The following is a 19,349-nucleotide window of genomic DNA, read 5'->3' as shown; positions in this document are numbered from 1 at the left end:
GGCAGGGGAACTGTCCGTGTCCTGACGGGTTGCTGTCGATCCGGCAATTTCCTATTCGGAGATGAATCACGGCTCGAATCAACCGCGCCTCCATCATGTCATCCGCCCCGATCGAGCATGCCGACGGCCTGCCGCAGCCGCAGCGCAGCCAGGCGGTGCTGACCATTGCGCTTGGCATCATCATGGCGGTGGTCGACAGCGCCATCGCCAATGTGGCGCTGCCGACGATCGCGGCCGACCTCGATGCGAGCCCGGCCTTCTCGATCTGGATCGTCAACGGTTACCAGCTCGCGATCACGATCTCGCTGCTGCCGCTGGCTTCGCTTGGCGAGATCGTCGGCTATCGTCGCGTCTATCTGGTCGGGCTCGCACTGTTCACGCTCGCATCCGCGTTGTGCGCGCTGGCACACACGCTGCCGCTCCTGACAATCGCGCGCATCATCCAGGGCTTTGGCGCGGCCGGAATCATGAGCGTCAACGCGGCGCTGGTGCGCTTCACCTATCCGCGCAGCCAGCTCGGCCGCGGCATCGGGCTCAACGCGCTCGTGGTCGCCTTCTCGGCCGCGGTTGGCCCGACGCTCGCCGCCGGGATTCTCGCGATCGGAAGCTGGCCCTGGCTGTTCGCCATCAACCTCCCGCTCGGTGCGGTGACATTGCTGATCGGCTTGCGCAGCCTGCCGCACACCAGGCCCGCAAGCCGTTCCTTCGATTGGCAGAGCGCGGGGCTCTCCGCGATCACGTTCGGCGTCGGCATCGCCGCCGTCGACAGCGTCGGCCATGGCGAGGCGGCGGTCACCTGCCTCGTGCAGTTCGCCATCGCCATCGTCGCCGGCGCGCTGCTGATCTATCGCGAAACCCACATGACCTCGCCGCTGTTGCCGATCGATCTGTTGCGCATCCCGGTGTTCGCGCTGTCGATTGCGACCTCGATCGCATCGTTCTGCGGACAGATGCTGGCCTTCGTCGCGATCCCCTTTTATCTGCAGAGCCGCTTCGGCTATTCCGCCGTGCACATGGGCCTCTTGATCACGCCCTGGCCGATCGCGGTGGTTTTCGCCGCGCCCCTCGCTGGCCGCCTTGTCGAGCATTATCCCGCCGGCCTGCTCGGTGGTATCGGGCTCACGCTGTTCGCCTGCGGCCTCGGCGCGCTCGCCTTGCTGCCTGCAACGCCCGCGCCGTTCGACGTGATCTGGCGCATGGCGCTGGCCGGCGCCGGCTTCGGCCTGTTCCAGACCCCCAACAACCGCACCATGATCGCGGCCGCCCCGCGCGAGCGCGCCGGCGGCGCCAGCGGCATGCTGGGAACGGCCCGCCTGCTCGGCCAGACCACCGGCGCGGCACTGGTGGCGCTGTTCCTCGGCCGCTATCCGGTCGAAGGAACCCGGCTGGCGCTCCTCGCCGGTGTCGGCTTTGCACTCTGCGGCGCGGTGCTGAGCATGCTGCGACTGTCGCCCCCGGGCGCGCGCGGCGCCGAGCACGTTCGCGTGCAGGACGACCAGCGCCTGCGGGGTGAATGACGCCGCTACGGTGATGCGAGCAACAAAAAGACCGGCTTTTCAGCCGGCCTTTTCAACTCATCGCGTGCAAATCAGACTTTGACCAGTGGCCCTTTCGAGGTCGGCCCCTTGGAGCCGCCGGGACCGCCCGGCTTGGACTTGCCTGGCGGACGCTTGCGGGCGCCGGGCAGCTTCTCCTGCTTCGGCGTGACCGGGCCCTCAACGAACTCGAAGCCGATCTTCTCCTTGGTCTCGTCGGCCTCGTCCTTGACGAGAACGACACGAACATGGCCGCCGCCCTTGAGCTTGCCGAACAGCACCTCGTCCGCCAGCGGCTTCTTGATGTGCTCCTGGATCACGCGGGCCATGGGACGTGCACCCATCTGCTCGTCGTAACCGTGCTGGACCAGCCAGGTCTTGGCCGGCTCGGACAGCTCGATGGTGACGTCGCGATCGCCAAGCTGCGCCTCGAGCTGAAGCACGAACTTCTCGACGACGGTGCCGATCACCTCGACGCTGAGATGGCTGAACGAGACGATGGCATCGAGGCGGTTGCGGAATTCCGGCGCGAACTGCCGGTTAATCGCCTCGTGGTCGTCGCCTTCCCGCTTCGAACGGGTGAAGCCGAACGCCTGCTTGGCGAGATCCGCCGCGCCCGCATTCGTGGTCATGATCAGGATCACGTTGCGGAAATTGACCTGCTTGCCGTTGTGGTCGGTAAGCCGGCCGTGATCCATGATCTGGAGCAGCACGTTGTAGAGATCGGGATGCGCCTTCTCGATCTCGTCCAGCAGCACCACGCAATGCGGATGCTGGTCGACGCCGTCGGTGAGCAGGCCGCCCTGGTCAAAGCCGACATAGCCGGGAGGCGCGCCGATCAGGCGCGACACGGTGTGCCGCTCCATGTACTCCGACATGTCGAAGCGCAGCAGCTCGACGCCGAGCGTCGCCGCGAGCTGCTTTGCGACCTCGGTCTTGCCGACGCCGGTCGGACCCGAGAACAGGTAGCAGCCGATCGGCTTCTCCGGCTCGCGCAGGCCAGCACGCGCCAGCTTGATCGAAGCGGCGAGCGACTCGATTGCCCTATCCTGGCCGAAAACGGTGCGCTTTAAGGTCTGCTCGAGATGCTTGAGCACCTCGGCATCGTCCTTCGACACGCTCTTCGGAGGAATCCGCGCCATCGAGGCGATCGTGGTCTCGATCTCCTTGATGCCGATGGTCTTCTTGCGCTTGTTCTCGGAGACCAGCATCTGTGCCGCACCGGATTCGTCGATCACGTCGATCGCCTTGTCCGGCAGCTTGCGGTCGTGGATGTAGCGCGAGGAGAGCTGGACGGCGGCCTCGATCGCCTCGTTGGTGTATTTCAGCCGGTGGTAGTCCTCGAAATACGGCTTGAGGCCCTTGAGGATCGCGATCGCATCCTCGACCGTCGGCTCGTTGATGTCGATCTTCTGGAAGCGCCGCACCAGCGCACGGTCCTTCTCGAAGTGCTGACGGTATTCCTTGTAGGTGGTCGAGCCCATGCAGCGGATGGTGCCCGAGGCCAGCGCCGGCTTGAGCAGGTTCGATGCGTCCATCGCCCCGCCCGACGTCGCACCCGCACCGATCACGGTGTGGATCTCGTCGATGAACAGGATGGCGTTGGGGTGCGCCTCGAGCTCCTTCAGCACCTGCTTCAGGCGCTCTTCGAAGTCGCCGCGATAACGCGTGCCGGCGAGCAGCGTGCCCATGTCGAGCGAGAACACCGTCGCGGCCGCCAGCACCTCCGGCACCTCGCTGTCGACGATGCGCTTGGCGAGGCCTTCCGCGATCGCGGTCTTGCCGACGCCGGCTTCGCCGACGAACAGCGGGTTGTTCTTCTGCCGGCGGCACAGCACCTGGATCGCGCGGTTGATCTCGGAATTGCGTCCGATCACCGGGTCGATCTTGCCGTCGCGGGCCTTCTTGTTGAGGTTGACGCAATAGGTCTCGAGCGCCTCGCCCTTCTTCTTGGCGTCCTCGTTGCCCTTGGCCTCCGTCTCCTCGTCGACGCCGCGCACGGGCCGCGCTTCGGAGACGCCTGGCCGCTTGGCGATGCCGTGGCTGATGTAGTTGACCGCGTCATAGCGCGTCATGTCCTGCTCCTGCAGGAAATACGCGGCATGGCTCTCGCGCTCGGCGAAGATTGCGATCAGCACGTTGGCGCCGGTCACCTCTTCGCGACCGGACGACTGCACGTGGATCACCGCGCGCTGGATCACGCGCTGGAAGCCGGCGGTCGGCTTGGCGTCGTCGGCGCCATCCGTCACCAGGTTCTCGAATTCGGTCTCAAGATAGTTGACGAGACTCGTGCGGAGCTTGTCGAGATCGACGCTACAGGCGCGCATGACGGCGGCTGCATCGGAGTCGTCGATCAAAGAGAGCAATAGATGCTCGAGCGTCGCGTATTGGTGATGACGCTCGTTTGCGATCGCCAGTGCACGATGCAGGGATTGTTCAAGGCTTTGGGAAAAAGTCGGCATTCGCGTCCTCTATGGCCCCCACCATCATGATCGTCATCGCCCGGTCAGGCAACAACAACCTTTCTCACATATAGTTATACAAGAGCGCGGCGAAAGACCGGTTCCGCGACTCAGGCGGCTGCACACAAGGCCGGCATTTTCGATGCAAGACCCGTTCCGATTTGGGCGGGATCGGCGCCGGCACAGAATTCCGTAGTTCTGCCGGCTGCAGCGGATGCCGCGCGCAGACCTCGCGCGACGATCACACCGCCACTACGCAAGAGCCGGCTTCAAGCGCGCCGTGAGGCATCTTACTTCTTTTCCATCACGCATTGCAGCGGATGCTGGTGCTTGCGGGCGAAGTCCATCACCTGCGTCACCTTGGTCTCGGCAATCTCGTAGGTGAATACGCCGCACTCGCCGATGCCGTGATGATGGACGTGCAGCATGATCTTGGTCGCAGCCTCGACGTCCTTTTGGAAGAATTTCTCCAGTACATGGACGACGAATTCCATCGGCGTGTAGTCATCGTTGAGGATCAGCACACGATACAGGTTCGGCCGTTTGGTCTTCGGCTTGACCTTTGTAATGACCGACGTGTTCGGCCCGGAAGGGCCGCCCGAACGGTTTTCGTCGTTGCTCATCCGGGGAGCGGAGGCGGCGGTGACCGCTGGCAGGTCCAGTCTGGAAGTCAGTTGCGGCATGGCACAGGCGTTCAAATTCCCCAGGGAAGCGAATGACGGTCTGCGGCGCAGCTCAGTACCTCGGAGCCTCGCACAAGCGCGCCGCCTTTCCGGATCGCCGCTTCCGAGCGGTCCGGTCCGAACCGGATCGTTCGCTAGCAATATGGCCCTGCCCCCGGCTCGCCGCAAGCGTGCAAAGGTTTGGCCGATGCGGCCGCGGCGGTCCCGATTCCCGGCCCGGCGATCCAAACCAAGGTTAATCAATCCGGATCGATTTGACAAAAATTTCCACTGTGACTGTTTGGACCTGTTGACCAGGAACCCGGCCGTTAGCGCGACTGCGACGGTTTCGACGGGATATCTCCGGCTTTCTACGGTCCCATTTACCGACCCTTCAAGGGCCTGGGGCGAAATCGGGCAAACCACAGATTTCGGGGGTCGTCATGCTTCACCTGCCCGTTGTCCGCCGCATTGGTCGACAGCTCGCCAGCTTCGGGAAGGCCGAGCAAGGCAACATCGCGGTGATCTTCGCCATCGCGCTCGTCCCAGTGCTGACCTTCGTCGGTGCCGCGATCGATTACAGCCGGGCCACCCGCGCGCGATCGTCAATGCAGGCCGCCCTGGATTCGACCGCGCTGATGCTGTCGAGGGACCTGACAGCCGGTACCATCTCCCAGTCCCAGATCAGCCAGAAAGCGGCAGACTATTTCAAGGGCCTGTTCGCCGGTAGCGAAGCCGCGGACACGGCAGCAAAGACAAGGGTTCAGCTAACGGCAACCTACACTGCGGCGACCACAAGCGCGGCAGCGAAGATCCTTCTGGAAGGCTCCAGCTACATCGATTCCATGTTCATGCAGATCGCCGGCTATCCGACGCTCGGCTTCAATACCACGTCGACCGCAACCTGGGGCAACGCGAAGATGCGCGTGGCGCTCGCGCTCGACAACACGGGGTCGATGGCTCAGAACGGAAAAATGACGGCATTGAGGAATGCAGTGGCCGGAAGCGGCGGCCTGATCGACCAGCTCAGCGCGCTCAGCAAGAACGATGGCGACGTCTACATTTCACTCGTTCCTTTTGCCAAAACCGTCAATGTCGGAGCAAGCAATTACGGCCAGAGCTGGATTGACTGGACGGACTGGCTCAATCCGCCCACCGCACAGCCGGCGAACGTGGTCGGGAATTACCAGGCGAGTCTTCCGATGAATTGGCACGCAGTGGGACCCGGGGCGCGCTGCCCCTGGTCAAACAACAGCGGCGGCTTCTACTGCACGAGCGGAGCGACCAACAACAGCTCGAAATACACGGTCAGTGGCGTCAACGTTGTTCCCCCGAGCGGCTACATCTGCCCGGGCGTCGACGCCAATTCCCACACCATGTACAACGGCTGCTGGGAGAGCAAGTCTGCGGGCAATGGAACGTTCTGCTCCGGCAGCTCAAGCTGCAGCTGCCCGCTCGATGCCTCGGGCAACAGCGTCTCCGGTTGCAGTTGCACCGGCAGCGGCAACGGAAAATCGTGCACCGGCCAGCTCTATACCCACGATTGGACACAGCCTGGGCCGAACGACCTCACCCATAACCTGAATCAGCCGCGGGTGAGCGCCGTCGTCGGCTTCGCCAACAACAAATGGACTGCCAGCAACCCGACCCCCACCGTTCAGAACAATTGGCAGCAGGCATCCACCAACCCGATCAACACATGGACGGGCTGTATCGCTGATCGCACCCAGCCCAACGACGCAACCGGTACGTCCCCTTCGTCGTCCAATACCGCAACGCTGTTCCCGGCCAACCAATATTTCGAAAACAGCACCGCCTATTGCAGCGACAGCTCTTCGCCCCAGCTCAAGCCGATCATGCCGCTCACCTACAATTGGAGCGCATTGAAGACGGCGGTCAACGCCATGCAACCCACCGGCGGCACAAATCAGGCGGTCGGCCTGGCTTGGGCCTGGCAATCTCTGCTGCAGGGCAATCCCCTGAACGCGCCCGCAGAGACTGGAACCGTCAACACCACTTACAATCGGGTGATCATCCTGTTGTCTGACGGTCTCAATACCGAGGACCGCTGGCCGGCATATGGCAACGGCAGCAATCAGACCACCACCTACGGCAACAGCACCTTCCCCGGCTCGATTGACGCCCGACAGCAAGTCCTGTGCGACAACCTGCACAACGCCAAGGATTCCAATGGCGCATCGATGTACACGATTTACGCAATCCAGGTGAACACCAGCGGCGACCCGACTTCGGCCATCCTCAAATATTGCGCGAGCAGCCCGGACAAGTTCTACGAGATCAAGAGCTCGACCGAGATCGCGACCATTTTCAATACGATCGGAACCGCGCTGAGCAAGCTGCGCCTGGCGAGGTGATCAACGTTTCCCACCGGCAAAAAAAGCCCGGCTGATCAGCCGGGCTTTTCGATTCCAAGACGTCCCGGAAAGCTCAGTTCGCAGCCGGGGTGAACTTCGACACAATGGTCTCGACCGGCTTGAGCGCCTGCTTGGCGAGGTCGCTGTAGAGACCGGCGATCTTCTGCGATTCCGCAACGAAGGTCTCGTAGGCGGAACGGGCGAAATCGGTCTGCGCTTCCATCGCCTTGTCCAGCGACTTCACGCCCGAGAGCTTTTCGACGAAGGACTTGGTGTCTTCGAACGACTTCTTGGTGTAGTCGCCATAAGCGCTCGCGATCGCCTGAAGGCCGTGCTGCACGGAGGTCGCGGAGGCGACGCACTGCTCGAACTGCTCTTTCCCGTAGTTCTGAAAGTCTTCAACCTTGAACATGTCGGAATCCTTTTCCCTGGCTCTCGTCGGGAAGCCCCGGCTCCCTGACTTTGCCTACAATTAGTGCAGCGCACAAAAAAGTCAAGAATCTTGTGCGTCGCACAAAAGCACATTTAAATCGCGAAGATTCCCGGGGTTTTCCGCAAGGGTTCCTTAAGCTTTTGGAAACCGCGGCCCCCTACCCTGATTCCCTGGACGTGTTCACTTTCGCAGGCGGCCAAAGCCGTTTGAGAACATCACCTTAGCCAGAACAGCGGCTCAGGTCCAAACGTCCCCCGCGGTGAACATCAGCGGAGGGACAGCCTGAGCAGGTAATGATCCCGGGTCGATTGGGCACAATTTTGCCTCACGAGCCGGTGATCAAGTCAGAAACGGGGACGGGGTTCCATGCTTCGTAACAACTTGTCTGCCTCGCGCTTGGCGCGGGTTGGCGTTTTCGGGCTTCTTACGGTCACCACCGTAATCATCGTCACCACCGACGCTGCCGAAGCACGGCGCCACCGGCGCCATTACGCGCACCATCGGGTGCAGCGCGAGGTGTCCGAGAGCTCCAGCTCAAAATTTGCGTCCATCATTGTCGACGGCAATTCCGGCACGGTGCTCCAGTCGACCAGCCCCGACGCACTGCGTCACCCCGCCTCGCTCACCAAGATCATGACGCTCTACTTGCTGTTCGAGCGCCTCGAATCCGGCAAGCTGAAGCTCGACAGCGAGATGCCGGTGTCGCAGCATGCCGCCGACCAAGATCCGACCAAGCTCAACCTCCGCCCCGGCCAGACCATCCGCGTCGAGGACGCGATCAAGGGCCTCGTGACGCGTTCCGCCAATGACGCCGCCGTGGTGATCGCAGAAACGATCGGCGGCGACGAGAGCGATTTCGCCCAGATGATGACGCGCAAGGCACGCGCGCTCGGCATGTCCAAGACCGTCTATCGCAACGCTTCGGGCCTGCCGAACGACGAGCAGGTGACGACCGCACGCGACCAGGCCACGCTCGGCCGCGCCATCCAGGAGCGCTTCCCGCGCTACTATCGCTACTTCGCGACCGCCTCGTTCAACTGGCGCGGACAGTCGATCCGGAACCACAATCACCTGCTCGGCAATGTCGAGGGCGTGGACGGCATCAAGACCGGCTACACCCGCGCTTCCGGTTTCAACCTCGTCACCTCGATGCGCCGCGGCAATCGCCATCTGATCGGCGTTGTGCTCGGCGGCCGCAGCGGCAGCTCCCGCGACGCGATCATGCGCAATCTGCTCGCGGAGAATCTCGAGAAGGGCGCGACCACCCACACCGTCGCCGCCGTCACCGAGCGCAACGGCGCCGACGCCAGTGCCGAGGTCGCCGACGCCTCGGATGCTCCACGCTCTGCCCCGCAGGTCCAGGCCGCGGCGGCCCCTGCTCCCGAGGCCGCCTCGTCCCGCCTTGCCGCGCGTCTGTCGACGCTGGCGGCTGCGACTGCCGCGATGCCGCCGGCTCAGGCCAAGCCTGAAGTTCGCCCGGCTGAAGCCAAGATCGAGCCGGCGCCGCTCACCAATGGCGTGATCTCAAGCCAGCCGCTGTCCATCATCCCCGGCTCGTCCGAACCGATGAAGCCGGTCCGGGTCAAGACCGTTCAGGTCAAGGCCGGCGCCGTGAAAGTCGCCTCCGCTGCCCCGGCGCAGGTGTCGCCACCGGTCACGAACACCATTCCGTCCCGGTCCGATGTCCCGGAAACGTCCGGCGCCGTCGTCGCCCGGGCCGATCTCATCAACAGGCCCGAAATCCCGAGCCAGCCGGAAGCGCCGAAGTCCGAGATCGCCCGCACCGAGCTGCCACGGCAGCCGGCGGGCTTCGGCACCGGCAACGGCATCCTCGGCGTGCTGCCAGCCGCACCCGCCGCCGCTCCCGCCCCGGCCGCTCCGAAGCTTGCTTCCGCCGATCCGGCGCCGCGGCCAATCCAGATGAGCGCCACGACCAAGCCAGTCGTCACCCACAGCGGCTGGATCGTCCAGGTCGGTGCGCTCGAGAGCGAGAGCGAAGCCCAGCAACGCATCGACGCCGCCCGCAGCTCGGCCCGCGGCCTGCTCAGCAAGGCCGACCCGTTCACCGAGCCGGTCGTCGCCAAGGACAATCGCAAGCTCTACCGTGCCCGCTTCGCCGGGCTCGAGCGCGACCAGGCCGAAGCGGTCTGCCGCACCCTGAAGCGCGCCGAAATCTCCTGCATCACCGTGCGCAACTGATCTCTCGAGTCTCTCAAAGCAAATGCCCGCCTTGCGCGGGCATTTTCGTTTTGGGGTGACGCCGAGGCTGTTCCGCGACAACCTCTCGTCAACAATTTACGGTTAAAACTTTCCTCAAGGGATCGACCACGCCGACAATGGCGGGCATCGGGGCGACGGCAGACAGAGCAAGCGGAGCTCACGCGGTACGGGCGTTTGTAGCGTGGTGCCGGAGTTAGCCGTTATGCGTACGAAGCAGAGTATCCTTGGCCTCGTTTACACGGGCAGCGAGATACGTCGAGCCCCCCTGGTCGGGATGGAGTTTCTTCATCAGGGACTTGTGAGCCCTGCTGATGTCGTCACGCCCCGCGCCCGGCTGCAAGCCAAGGATCTGATAGGCCTCCTCCGCCGTCATTTTGCCGCTCGCCGCCGTGCGACGCTGCCGCCCTGCCGCATCGCCCTGCGCGTTCTGACGCCAAGCGGGAAACCGGCGGTCCAGATAGCTTTCAAGTAAGGCCACACTCTCGGCATCGAACGCCGGCACCATCGCCAGCAGGCCGGCAAGATCGAACTCGCCGAGATCGCGCCCGGCATGAGGTCCGGCAACGATCCGGCCTGTCAGCTGGCCGGTGTCGTGGTCGAGCCGCATGTCGAGGAATTGCGAACGCACGCGCGAGGCCTGTCCGGAGGCGCGCGTCGCGCCGCCGCCGAACAGCCCTCCGACATTGCCGAAGCCGGCGTTGGCCAAGGGTGTCCAGCCGAGCAGCCCGGCGCCGAAGATGCCGAGCGGAATCGCGACCGCCAGTTCTCCCCGCAGACCCGTGAACGCTGCGACCGCCAGCGCCACCACGCCGCCACCGAGCTTGATGGTGCGCGCCAGCACCGCCGGATTGGCGGAGCGGAACATCTGGAGCAGCAGATAAAGCGTGATAACGGCGACAGCGCCGGCGAGCAGGGTCATGGGCGGAATATAGTCGCGCTCTCGGCAAAATGCATCGCGTTCAGCTTCCGCAGCCGGTCGCCAGCCTGATCGCTACCTCATCTGGCCGATCAGCTTCGCCGCAGCGCTCGCGCTCTTCGCCAATTCCAGCAGCGCTTCACGGCCGCCGGCGGCGTAAGCCGCGGCCGCCCGCAACAGCTCGCGCAACTGCGCCGCCGCGCCAGGATCGAACCGGCACCAGGCACCGCCGGTCAGGCGCGCGATCTCGCGAAAGGTCCGCTCGGCCACGGCGTCATGGCCTTCCTGAAACACAAACACCGGCACCTTGAGCATGCCAAGCTCGCCGGCCCTGGCGCAGAGTTCGTCGGCGTTCTCCTCCATGGCATCGCCAACGAAGACGACGGCCCGCACGCCGGACGCGACGGCCTCGCGCCGGGCCTCGCTCAGCACCTTGCCGATCTGGGTGTCGCCGCCGCGGCAATCGATCTTGCTCATCAGCGTCGCAAGCCTGGCGCTGTCGGAGATCCACGCCGTCGCACGGCATTCGTTGAAGCCGCGATAGTAGACGAGCCGGACGTCGAGGCTGCCGAGCGCCGCAGTCTCGCGAAACATGTCGGCTTGGAGCGCGCAGGCCATGTCCCAGGTCGGCTGCCGGCTCATCGTCGCATCCAGCGCGAAGATCAGCCGCCCCCTCGCGCCGGGCGCATGCGGTGACAACGCACGCGCCTTGGCGACAAAGGCGGCAATGTCATCCGAGGTGGACGTTCCGGCCTGCGGCACTGCGCCGCCGGCTTTCGTCGAGACGGCATCGCCGCGCGGTTTGATGGGGTCGCCCGACATCGCTGCTCAACCATGCGTGGGCGATTAATGTGGTGGGCGCGGACAGCCCGGTCAATGTGCAAAGCCTCCGCGGACGTAAGCCGGCGGAGGCTTCGAGATCGGTATCAATGAGGGAGGCGTCAGCTCTTGGCAGGCGCCATCAATGCAACTGGACCCGGCTCGAGAATCTTGGGCGGAGACGATTGCGTGTCGACCGGTCCGACGTCGCTGTCGGTGGCGCTCAGGAACCTGTCGAGCATGCTCTGGATCGAGTTCTTGGCCGCATCCGGACCGGTGTCGCGCATGTCATTATGTTGGAACTCGGTCTTCACGACCTGAATGCCCGCCTTCTCGCACTCCTCGTCCGTGGGGATCACGCCCGCATCGGCCTTGAACTGGGGATCGGTGGAACGGAACGACAGGATCTTGAATTTGCCGGCCGTGACGAAGGGAACGCGCAGATTGTCGAGCGTGACGACCTTCTTGACCTCATCCGGATACTGCTTGGCGAAATACATCGTGATGTCGCCGCCCATGGAGTGACCGACCATGGTCACCTTGTCGTAGTCGGCATTCGGCTGGACCTTCTTCATCTCCTGCATGGCGAGATGAATGTTGGCGACGCCGCGCAGGATCTGCGGCAGCCGGCCGACATAGAGCTCGCCCGGCTTGGTCACCATCGGAGGGTCGGTCGGCAAATCATGCTGCGGGCTCACGACCATGTAGCCGCGCGCAGCGAAGATGTTGGCGAGGAAGCCGTACTCGGTGTTCTTGACGGTGTTGCCATGATTGATCACGGCGACAGGCAACTTAATCATGCCGGCGTTGGCCTGCATTTCCTTGTCGCGGCGCACCGCGATGTGGACGGGCACCGGGCGATTGTCGCGCGAAGCGTCGTAGAAGGTGATGGTCTCGTGCTTGATGGCCCACTTGCTCGCCGTGAAATAGGCGATGCCGCAGAGAGCACTGACCGAAACCAGAACGGCAATTCCACGCTTCATCTTCGTCCTCAGCCGCAGGCTCTTGCGGCCTGATCCCTGTTGAAAATCGTGTTCTCCGGGGCTCTTTGTCCCCTTGTCGCCTATTCCCTAATATATGTCACAGCAGCGTGACAGGAAGGCTAAATATTGTGAACCGGCAGCCCTTTCATTGTGCGTCGCACACGTTTGTTGGGCACCCTTTGTCATAAGGCTTCGTCAGGGTGCAGGTCACCATCCGACGCAACCGGGCCCGATCGGGTTCAATTCGTAGTCAACGTGAGATGAAAACGCGCGGAGCGCGGACCGAGTTCCCGCGGCAACTGGCTCGGATTTGACGGAAAGTAGCAATATACCGCGGCCTCAGGCGCCGAGGATGTCGTGGACCTCGAGCGGCTTGTCGACCTGATTGAACCATTCGGCACGGTTGGCGGCGCGGCGGCGGCCGCGCTCATCGAGCGGCAGCTTGAGCTGGCGGAGCAGGCTGGTCACCTCCTCCCGCGCGGTGAGATGGCCGAGATTGGGCCGCATGCCGAGCGTGGCCTCGTCGATCTCGTCGAGGGCGGTCAGGCCACGCGGGAAGAATTCGCGATAGACGACACGTTCGGCGAAGCCGTCGACGTAGCGGAAGCCGAGCCGCAGCGACAAATCCTTCAACCCCTCGGCGACGAGCTGCTTGTTGCGGGAGCCGAGCATCGACAGGCGGTTGCGCACCACGATCCAGTCGGTGGTCGCGCCGTCGAGCTGGCGGCGCTTGCGCCTGACGTCGCGCACCATCTCCGCGTAATGGCTCTCCCCCGTGACCGCGTAGTTGGCGGCATCGACGGTGCCGAGCACGTCGAAATCGAGAAAGCTGTCGTTGATCGGCGTCACCAGCGTGTCGGCCATCGAATGCGCCAGCCGCATCAGGTAGCTGTCGGTGCCGGGCGTATCGATGACGATGAAGTCGAAGCTGCTTTCGACTGCCGAGACCGCCTCCATGAATTGCAGGAACTCGGCATTCTCGTTCTCGGCGATCTGCATGGTCTCGCCGAGCTTGATGCAGCGATGCACCGGCAGCTCGAGGTCGAGCTTGGTGCGGCGCGCCCAGGCTGAACGGTTGCTGATGTAGCGGGTAAAGCTCTGCTGGCGGCAGTCGAGATCGATGGTGGCGACGCGCTGGCCGGCCTTCAGGAGCGCAACCGCGATGTGCAGGGCGGTCGTCGATTTTCCGGAGCCGCCTTTCTCATTGCCGAGCACGACCACATGCGCCGAGCCGGATTGGCCTTGGCTAGCCTGCACAAGCATGGCGATCCTCAATACCCCTAACGAATATCTTCGAGTTGACCGCATCGGCGGTCAAGTGAAATGCGTGACAGGTAATGCAAATTGCAATGCGCCGTTCTTCGTTATGAATTGCGGCGGCATCTTTTCGACTGTGGTCCAGCCCACAATGTCGCGACATTCTGCGCAGCCTTGGCCGGGATGCTGTGCCGCATCCGGATGCATGGTGTCCATGATCGCCGCTTGTTAAGGTTAGCCGGTCGCGCGCCGGCCGCACCCGCACTGATTCCCAACCCGATCGAGTCCTGATGTCATCAAGTCCCTTGATCGCCCGCACGGTCCCTGCCCTGCGGCGCGCCGTCGACACTCTCCGCAAGCGAAAGGCCACGATCGCACTGGTCCCGACCATGGGGGCACTCCATGATGGGCATGTGTCGCTGGTTCGCCTCGCCAAGCGACGCGCGAGCCGCGTCGTGGTGTCGATCTTCGTCAACCCCACTCAGTTCGCCCCGACCGAGGATTTTGGCGCCTATCCGCGCACCTGGAAGGCCGACATCGCCAAGCTCGCGGCCGAGGACGTCGATGTAGTCTGGCACCCCGGCGTCGAGGCCATGTATCCGGAGGGCTTTGCCACCCGCATCGTGCCGGAGGGGCCGGCGCTGGCCGGGCTCGAGGACCGCTTCCGCCCGCATTTCTTCGGCGGCGTCGCCACCGTCGTCGGCAAGCTGTTCACGCAATGCCGGCCCGACTTTGCGATCTTCGGCGAGAAGGATTTTCAGCAGCTGCGGGTGGTGGCGCAGATGGCGCGGGATCTCGACCTCGGCGTCAAGGTCATCGGCTCCCGCACCGTGCGCGAGCGCGACGGGCTCGCGATGTCCTCGCGCAACGTCTATTTGTCACCACAGGAGCGGCAGACCGCAATCACGCTTTACCGCGCCATGAAGGAGAGCGCCGGGCGCATCCGTGCAGGCGATGCGATCGCGCCCGCCATGGCCGGCGGCGCCGAGATGATCAAGGCGGCCGGTTTCGCCCTCGACTATTTCGAAGCCCGCCATGCCGCGACGCTGGCGCCGGTCACCTCGCGCACGGACGGACCCTTGCGGATCCTGGTCGCGGCCAAGCTCGGCACCACCCGGCTGATCGACAATATCGCGGTTTAGAGCAATCCGAGATCACGCAGCTCGCGCCGCATCGGCTCCGGCATCGCCGCGATCGAGCCGGCGGCGGACTTGCCGAGATCGGCGGGCACCGAATCATCGGTCAGATAGCGCCAGCCCTGGAACGGGCGCATCGGCCGCGGCGACACCGAGATCACCTTCGGCTGCATCACGATCCGGCAGCGCCCGATGCCGTCCTTATCACGGAACGGCTCGATCCCGATGATCTTCTCCCGCGCGGCGATCTCGCCCTTGATGACCCAATAGAGCGAACCGCCCGAGAGGATCTCGGCGTCGCGCTTGGGCACCATGCGGGTGATGTGGATGTGACGTTGCGGCAGACCCTTCTTCTTGGCGGTCTGCATCCGTTCGGCGATCCACTCCTTCAATTCCTTGACGGAGTCGCAGCCGACAGCGAGCTTGATCAGGTGTAGCGGCATGCCCCAGCATTAGCCGGGCAGCCGCGCATTTGGAATGCCGATCTACTCGTTATCCGCAGCCGCTGGAGCAGCCGCCGAGGCTGGCGGGGGCGCGAGCGGAACCGGCGCTGCGGGAGAACGCGCTGCCTTTGGAGCAGGCGGCTTCTTCGCGGCCGATGCAGTTGGTGCCGCAGGCGCTGCGGCCTGTGCCGAGGCCGCTGCCGGCGCGCGCGCTGCCGGCGCTGCGTTTGCGGCCGGTGCCGCCTGGCGCGTCGCCGCGGTCGGCGGCTCCGGATTCATGATGCTGACCGGCGGCGTCGACGAGGCGCTCGGGAACTCGGCATTGGTCGGCTTGCCCGTCGGCATCGACGGCGGCAATCCGGAAAGCGCGCCGGTAGCCGGCATCGCCAGCGCCGTTGCGGGCGCGTTCCAGGTCGGCGCATAGCGCGCAACCAGCGTGTCGTAGCGATGGGAATCCATGTTGGCGGCGACCTGCTGCTGGTCGGTCAGCGAGCGGAACGCAGCGCAATCGAACTGCGTGCAGCCGTCGCGCGCGACCAGCACATGGGCGACGAGGCCGTAGCGATCACGCTCCAGCGATTTGCGCAGCACCTTCAGGTCCAGCGTCAGGCTCTTCTCGGCCGTGGCGACGTCGCCGAGCGCGGTCAGCCGGTCGATCCTGGCGGCGGTATAGGAGACGGCGGCAGCCGCTGCCTCAGGCGCGCCGAACAGCGCCTTCTCGCAGCCAACGGCCACGGCATCGCCGGCGAGATCGTCGAGGCAGGACAGCGCCGGCAGGCTCGCCGTTACCGCCTGCGCGCGCGCTTCGGCCGGGGTGGCCTGCCCCTCTGAACCATAGACGCGCACCGTGGCCGCCCCGGCGATCGCAATGGACAGCAGCGTGATCACGGTCAACGCGCCGTTGGCGACCGACCTGTCGGCGCGCAGCAGCGTGATCAGCAGGATCAGCCCGAAGAATCCGGCAGCCAGCAGCGTCATCCACATCGGGAAGGCCGGCCAGCGCCAAATTTGGTCGAGCGACCAGGTCATACGCGACGTCCTCTCACGCGAGCAAAGAGCGAATGGTCAAGCGAGCACCGCGAGTCGGCAACTGCCCCCGCCCCACCTTGCGAAGCCGAAGCGGGCCTTTTGACGGCGAGAGGATACAATTCCGGGAGGCGCCAATGCGCAGGGTAGCGTCCGTCTTCAGGAGAGCGCGAGCTGGCTTTCCTTGGCGACGCGCTCGAAGGCTTCGGTCGAGCTCTTGATCCGGTACTGGCAGTCGTCGCCATCGGTCGGCAGCAGACGGATGATCTCATACGCGCCGCTGGCAGCCGGACGCGCCACATTGCTGGCCGTGAACAACACGCGCGTTCCCACGGGGAATTTGTGCTTCAACACCCTCTCCATCACTCAAACAGCGCCTGCCTCGCCCAGTGTCCCACTGCGATGGCCGGCCGGAAACCCGGGCCGTCGTATAGCACGAGCCCCGCCCGTTTGGCCAGCGTCATGCCGGCATGACAACCGCGCCAATTTGACAGTCTTTTCAGAACGATAGAGATGGACCGGCGGGCCGATGATACCGCCGGAGCAGCCCCGTCCGGCGGCATGTCGCAGCCGGATGTCGCAGCGTGGGGAATCACGGCGGTGGCAGGAGCGCCGCCAGCCGGCGCGCGGGCCGGCCTTCCCGTCCGGACCAGCGGTCAGGCGTCCTCGAACTTCTCGATGCGAAGCGTTTCGGCGAGCCCGTCCCGGGTCCATTCCTGGAACGCCGGCAGCGCCTGCATCGTGTCCATGTAGGCCTTGGTCTCGGGCGTGACCTCGATCGCATAGGTGCGGAAGCGGTGCACGACCGGCGCGTACATCGCATCCGCCGCGCCGAAGCGGCCGAACAGGAACGGTCCCTTGGCGCCATACCGGGTCCGGCACTCGCGCCAGATCTCCTGCACGCGCGCGATATTGGCCTTGGCGTCCGCCGACAACGTCACCGGGCGCACGGGGCGGTGCAGGTTCATGCCGCATTCGTTACGTAAGGCCATGAAGCCGGAATGCATCTCGGCGCACACCGACCGGGCATAAGCGCGCGCGGCGACATCGTCGGGCCACAGCTTTTTCTCCGGGTAGCGCTCGGCGATGTATTCGATGATGCTGAGCGAGTCCCACACCGTGATGTCGCCATCGACCAACACCGGCACCTTGCCGGCGCGGCTGAAGGACAGGATCTGCTCCTTGTCGGCGGGATTGTCGGTGTAGAGCGGGATGACGGTCTCCACGAAGGGGATGTCGCTGGCGCGCAGTGCAAGCCAAGGCCGCATCGACCATGACGAGTAGTTCTTGTTGCCGATCGCGAGTTTCAGCGCAGCCATGTCGTCAATCCTCCCCGAGACGTCCTGAAGCGAGCTGCTTTTAACGCCATAGCCTGCCCCCAATCAATCGTTGCCGCGGCTTGCCATGCGTGGCAATCGTTGCCGCCCGCGAGGAGACGGACATGAGCAGGCACTGGGTCGACATTACCGCCGTCGGCTTCTTCATCATCGAATGGCTGGTCTACGCGCTGACGCTGGAGCATTCGGCCTATGGCCGCGACAGCCTGTCGGCGCGCATGAATCGCTACCGCGAGGTCTGGGTGCGCCAGCTGCTCGAGCGCGACACGCGCATGGTCGACATGCAGATCATGGCCTCGCTCCAGAACGGCACCGCCTTCTTCGCCTCCACCAGCCTGTTCGCGCTGGGCGGCGCGCTGGCGCTGCTGCACGCCACCAACGACGCCATCACGATCCTGAGCAAGCTGCCGATCGACCTCAGCCCCTCGCCCGCACTGTGGGAGCTGAAATGCGTCGGCCTCGTGCTGATCTGCGTCTACGCCTTCTTCAAGTTCGCCTGGGCCTATCGCCTGTTCAACTATGTCGCGATCCTGTTCGGCGGCATGCCGCCAGCGTCCCAGCGCGACACGGTGGAGGCGGAAGCCCATGTCATCCGCACCACGCGCCTGTTCGAATCCGCAGGCCGCCATTTCAACCGCGGCCAGCGCGCTTTCTTCTTCGCGCTCGGCTATCTCGGCTGGTTCGTCAGCCCCTGGCTGCTGTTCGCGACCACGGCGGCCGTGGTGGTCGTGACCTGGCGACGGCAATTCGCGTCCAGTGCCTGGGCGGCGATGGCGCCGGAGGTGGTGGCGGCTGACGAGGAGAAGAAGCGCGGTCATTGATGCACTGCCGCCCGGACACGGCGCGGCACGAAGTGACGCGACGCAGAGCCGGGACCCGGCCCACACGGGAAGGCGCTGCGATATAGGCCCCGGCTCTGCAGCGCATCGCTGAAGGGCGCTGCGCTGCGTCCGGGGCACGAGAGGAGAGTGAGGCATGCTCTCTCAACGTCATTGCGAGCGCAGCGAAGCAATCCAGAATCCCTCCGCGGAAAGACTCTGGATTTGCTTCGCTGCGCTCGCAATGACGGAGCATGGTGAACCAACGTCATTCTCCAACACACATTCAACGTGCAGACACGCCTTCGCATTCTCGCGGCGCGTTTCGCCCGAGCTTTGCTTGATCTCTCCACCCTCAAAGCCGGAGGGCGCAGGAAAGGCCGGGTGCCGGCTGGCACCCACGGTCCGCTGTGCGAAAGGCACACGCAGAAGAACTGCACAGCGGCATACAGGTGAAGCCCAACACACGGCCTTCCCTGCGCAGTGGTTTGACGGCTTATGCCGCGCTCTCCCGGGAGCCGAGTTCGTTCTGGCCTCCCTCACTCCAGCGAAAGTCACGGACACCGCGCCGGTTGACGCCCATGCCGCATCCGCCAGGGCTTGACCGTAGCAACGACGGCCAGGACCACACGGTTTTGCCGTACGCGCGGCTCGCCTGCGCCGCAGGGTTCGACGGCGTTGTGCACCTTGCCATCGACATGCTGGCGCGACGAACCTGACAGCGCCGTCCGTCTGCGCGAAGCTTAAGGGCTCACGGAGAGCAATCCGCCCTGCCCTTGGCCTCTCGCGCCCGACGCTGCCGCGTCCACCGCAAGCCCGGCTCCGCGATCATCACGACACATGATCGCCCCTCTCGGATGAACCGGGGTGGGCGATACATACGTCATTTCCGAATTTCGGTAAAGGAGAATATTTTGCGCAATCGGG

General features: G+C 64.5%; 18 protein-coding genes. 6 read left to right on the top strand and 12 right to left on the bottom strand.

What is annotated here, in order from left to right; translation table 11 throughout:
* Positions 1 to 95 precede the first annotated feature (95 nt).
* Positions 96 to 1,517, top strand: coding sequence for an MFS transporter (locus IVA92_RS11360; RefSeq protein WP_247275762.1), 1,422 nt, complete (start codon positions 96 to 98; stop codon positions 1,515 to 1,517).
* A gap of 71 nt (positions 1,518 to 1,588) precedes the next feature.
* Here IVA92_RS11360 and clpA read toward each other — a convergent pair whose 3' ends face one another.
* Both clpA and clpS read right to left on the bottom strand, forming a co-directional pair.
* Complete coding sequence (clpA, locus tag IVA92_RS11355; RefSeq protein WP_247275761.1) at positions 1,589 to 3,997, bottom strand: ATP-dependent Clp protease ATP-binding subunit ClpA; 2,409 nt, start codon at positions 3,995 to 3,997, stop codon at positions 1,589 to 1,591.
* 290 nt (positions 3,998 to 4,287) lie between these two features.
* Positions 4,288 to 4,620, bottom strand: coding sequence for an ATP-dependent Clp protease adapter ClpS (gene clpS, locus IVA92_RS11350; RefSeq protein WP_164934959.1), 333 nt, complete (start codon positions 4,618 to 4,620; stop codon positions 4,288 to 4,290).
* A 482-nt stretch (positions 4,621 to 5,102) separates the two neighbouring features.
* Here clpS and IVA92_RS11345 point away from each other — a divergent pair, with 482 nt between their 5' ends.
* Entirely contained in the window at positions 5,103 to 7,034 is a 1,932-nt protein-coding gene (locus tag IVA92_RS11345) for a pilus assembly protein (protein WP_247275760.1), read from the top strand.
* Positions 7,035 to 7,107: 73 nt separating this feature from the next.
* On the opposite strand, the gene IVA92_RS11340 is transcribed toward IVA92_RS11345, so the two are convergent.
* Positions 7,108 to 7,446 (bottom strand): phasin family protein, encoded by a 339-nt coding sequence (locus IVA92_RS11340; protein WP_247275759.1) that lies wholly within the window; start codon positions 7,444 to 7,446, stop codon positions 7,108 to 7,110.
* A gap of 387 nt (positions 7,447 to 7,833) precedes the next feature.
* On the opposite strand from IVA92_RS11340, the gene IVA92_RS11335 reads away from it, so the two are divergent.
* Complete coding sequence (locus IVA92_RS11335) at positions 7,834 to 9,666, top strand: D-alanyl-D-alanine carboxypeptidase (RefSeq protein WP_247275758.1); 1,833 nt, start codon at positions 7,834 to 7,836, stop codon at positions 9,664 to 9,666.
* Between the two features lie 214 nt (positions 9,667 to 9,880).
* Here IVA92_RS11335 and IVA92_RS11330 read toward each other — a convergent pair whose 3' ends face one another.
* From IVA92_RS11330 to IVA92_RS11310, 5 genes are all read right to left on the bottom strand, one after another.
* Entirely contained in the window at positions 9,881 to 10,606 is a 726-nt protein-coding gene (locus IVA92_RS11330; RefSeq protein WP_247275757.1) for a DnaJ domain-containing protein, read from the bottom strand.
* Positions 10,607 to 10,678: 72 nt separating this feature from the next.
* Complete coding sequence (locus tag IVA92_RS11325; protein ID WP_247275756.1) at positions 10,679 to 11,425, bottom strand: VWA domain-containing protein; 747 nt, start codon at positions 11,423 to 11,425, stop codon at positions 10,679 to 10,681.
* 119 nt (positions 11,426 to 11,544) lie between these two features.
* The gene (locus IVA92_RS11320) at positions 11,545 to 12,405 is read right to left on the bottom strand and encodes an alpha/beta fold hydrolase (RefSeq protein ID WP_247275755.1); all 861 of its coding nucleotides are present in this window, start codon (positions 12,403 to 12,405) and stop codon (positions 11,545 to 11,547) included.
* 339 nt (positions 12,406 to 12,744) lie between these two features.
* Entirely contained in the window at positions 12,745 to 13,668 is a 924-nt protein-coding gene (locus IVA92_RS11315) for a division plane positioning ATPase MipZ (protein WP_247275754.1), read from the bottom strand.
* Positions 13,669 to 13,719: 51 nt separating this feature from the next.
* Positions 13,720 to 13,878, bottom strand: a complete 159-nt coding sequence (locus tag IVA92_RS11310) for a hypothetical protein (protein ID WP_247275753.1) — start codon at positions 13,876 to 13,878, stop codon at positions 13,720 to 13,722.
* 74 nt (positions 13,879 to 13,952) lie between these two features.
* Here IVA92_RS11310 and panC point away from each other — a divergent pair, with 74 nt between their 5' ends.
* Positions 13,953 to 14,804 carry a pantoate--beta-alanine ligase gene (gene panC / locus IVA92_RS11305; protein WP_247275752.1) on the top strand — a complete coding sequence of 284 codons (852 nt, stop codon included), beginning with the start codon at positions 13,953 to 13,955 and terminating at the stop codon, positions 14,802 to 14,804.
* Here the strand turns inward: panC and IVA92_RS11300 are convergent.
* The 4 genes from IVA92_RS11300 to IVA92_RS11285 form a co-directional block, all read right to left on the bottom strand.
* Positions 14,801 to 15,241, bottom strand: coding sequence for a DUF1489 domain-containing protein (locus IVA92_RS11300; protein ID WP_247275751.1), 441 nt, complete (start codon positions 15,239 to 15,241; stop codon positions 14,801 to 14,803). The genes panC and IVA92_RS11300 overlap by 4 nt on opposite strands.
* A 42-nt stretch (positions 15,242 to 15,283) precedes the next feature.
* The gene (locus IVA92_RS11295) at positions 15,284 to 16,270 is read right to left on the bottom strand and encodes a hypothetical protein (protein WP_247275750.1); all 987 of its coding nucleotides are present in this window, start codon (positions 16,268 to 16,270) and stop codon (positions 15,284 to 15,286) included.
* A gap of 156 nt (positions 16,271 to 16,426) precedes the next feature.
* The gene (locus IVA92_RS11290) at positions 16,427 to 16,630 is read right to left on the bottom strand and encodes a hypothetical protein (RefSeq protein WP_247275749.1); all 204 of its coding nucleotides are present in this window, start codon (positions 16,628 to 16,630) and stop codon (positions 16,427 to 16,429) included.
* 293 nt (positions 16,631 to 16,923) lie between these two features.
* Positions 16,924 to 17,586, bottom strand: coding sequence for a glutathione S-transferase family protein (locus tag IVA92_RS11285; protein ID WP_247275748.1), 663 nt, complete (start codon positions 17,584 to 17,586; stop codon positions 16,924 to 16,926).
* Between the two features lie 122 nt (positions 17,587 to 17,708).
* Between IVA92_RS11285 and IVA92_RS11280 the strand changes: the two genes are divergently transcribed.
* Both IVA92_RS11280 and IVA92_RS11275 read left to right on the top strand, forming a co-directional pair.
* Positions 17,709 to 18,425, top strand: a complete 717-nt coding sequence (locus IVA92_RS11280) for a DUF599 domain-containing protein (protein ID WP_247275747.1) — start codon at positions 17,709 to 17,711, stop codon at positions 18,423 to 18,425.
* Positions 18,426 to 19,003: 578 nt separating this feature from the next.
* Positions 19,004 to 19,141, top strand: a complete 138-nt coding sequence (locus IVA92_RS11275; RefSeq protein WP_247450863.1) for a hypothetical protein — start codon at positions 19,004 to 19,006, stop codon at positions 19,139 to 19,141.
* Positions 19,142 to 19,349: the final 208 nt, after the last annotated feature.

It is taken from the genome of Bradyrhizobium sp. 154, assembly GCF_023073875.1.
Lineage (GTDB): Bacteria > Pseudomonadota > Alphaproteobacteria > Rhizobiales > Xanthobacteraceae > Bradyrhizobium.
Note: the sequence above shows the minus strand (reverse complement) of the source record. Positions and strands in the feature narration are given on the sequence as shown.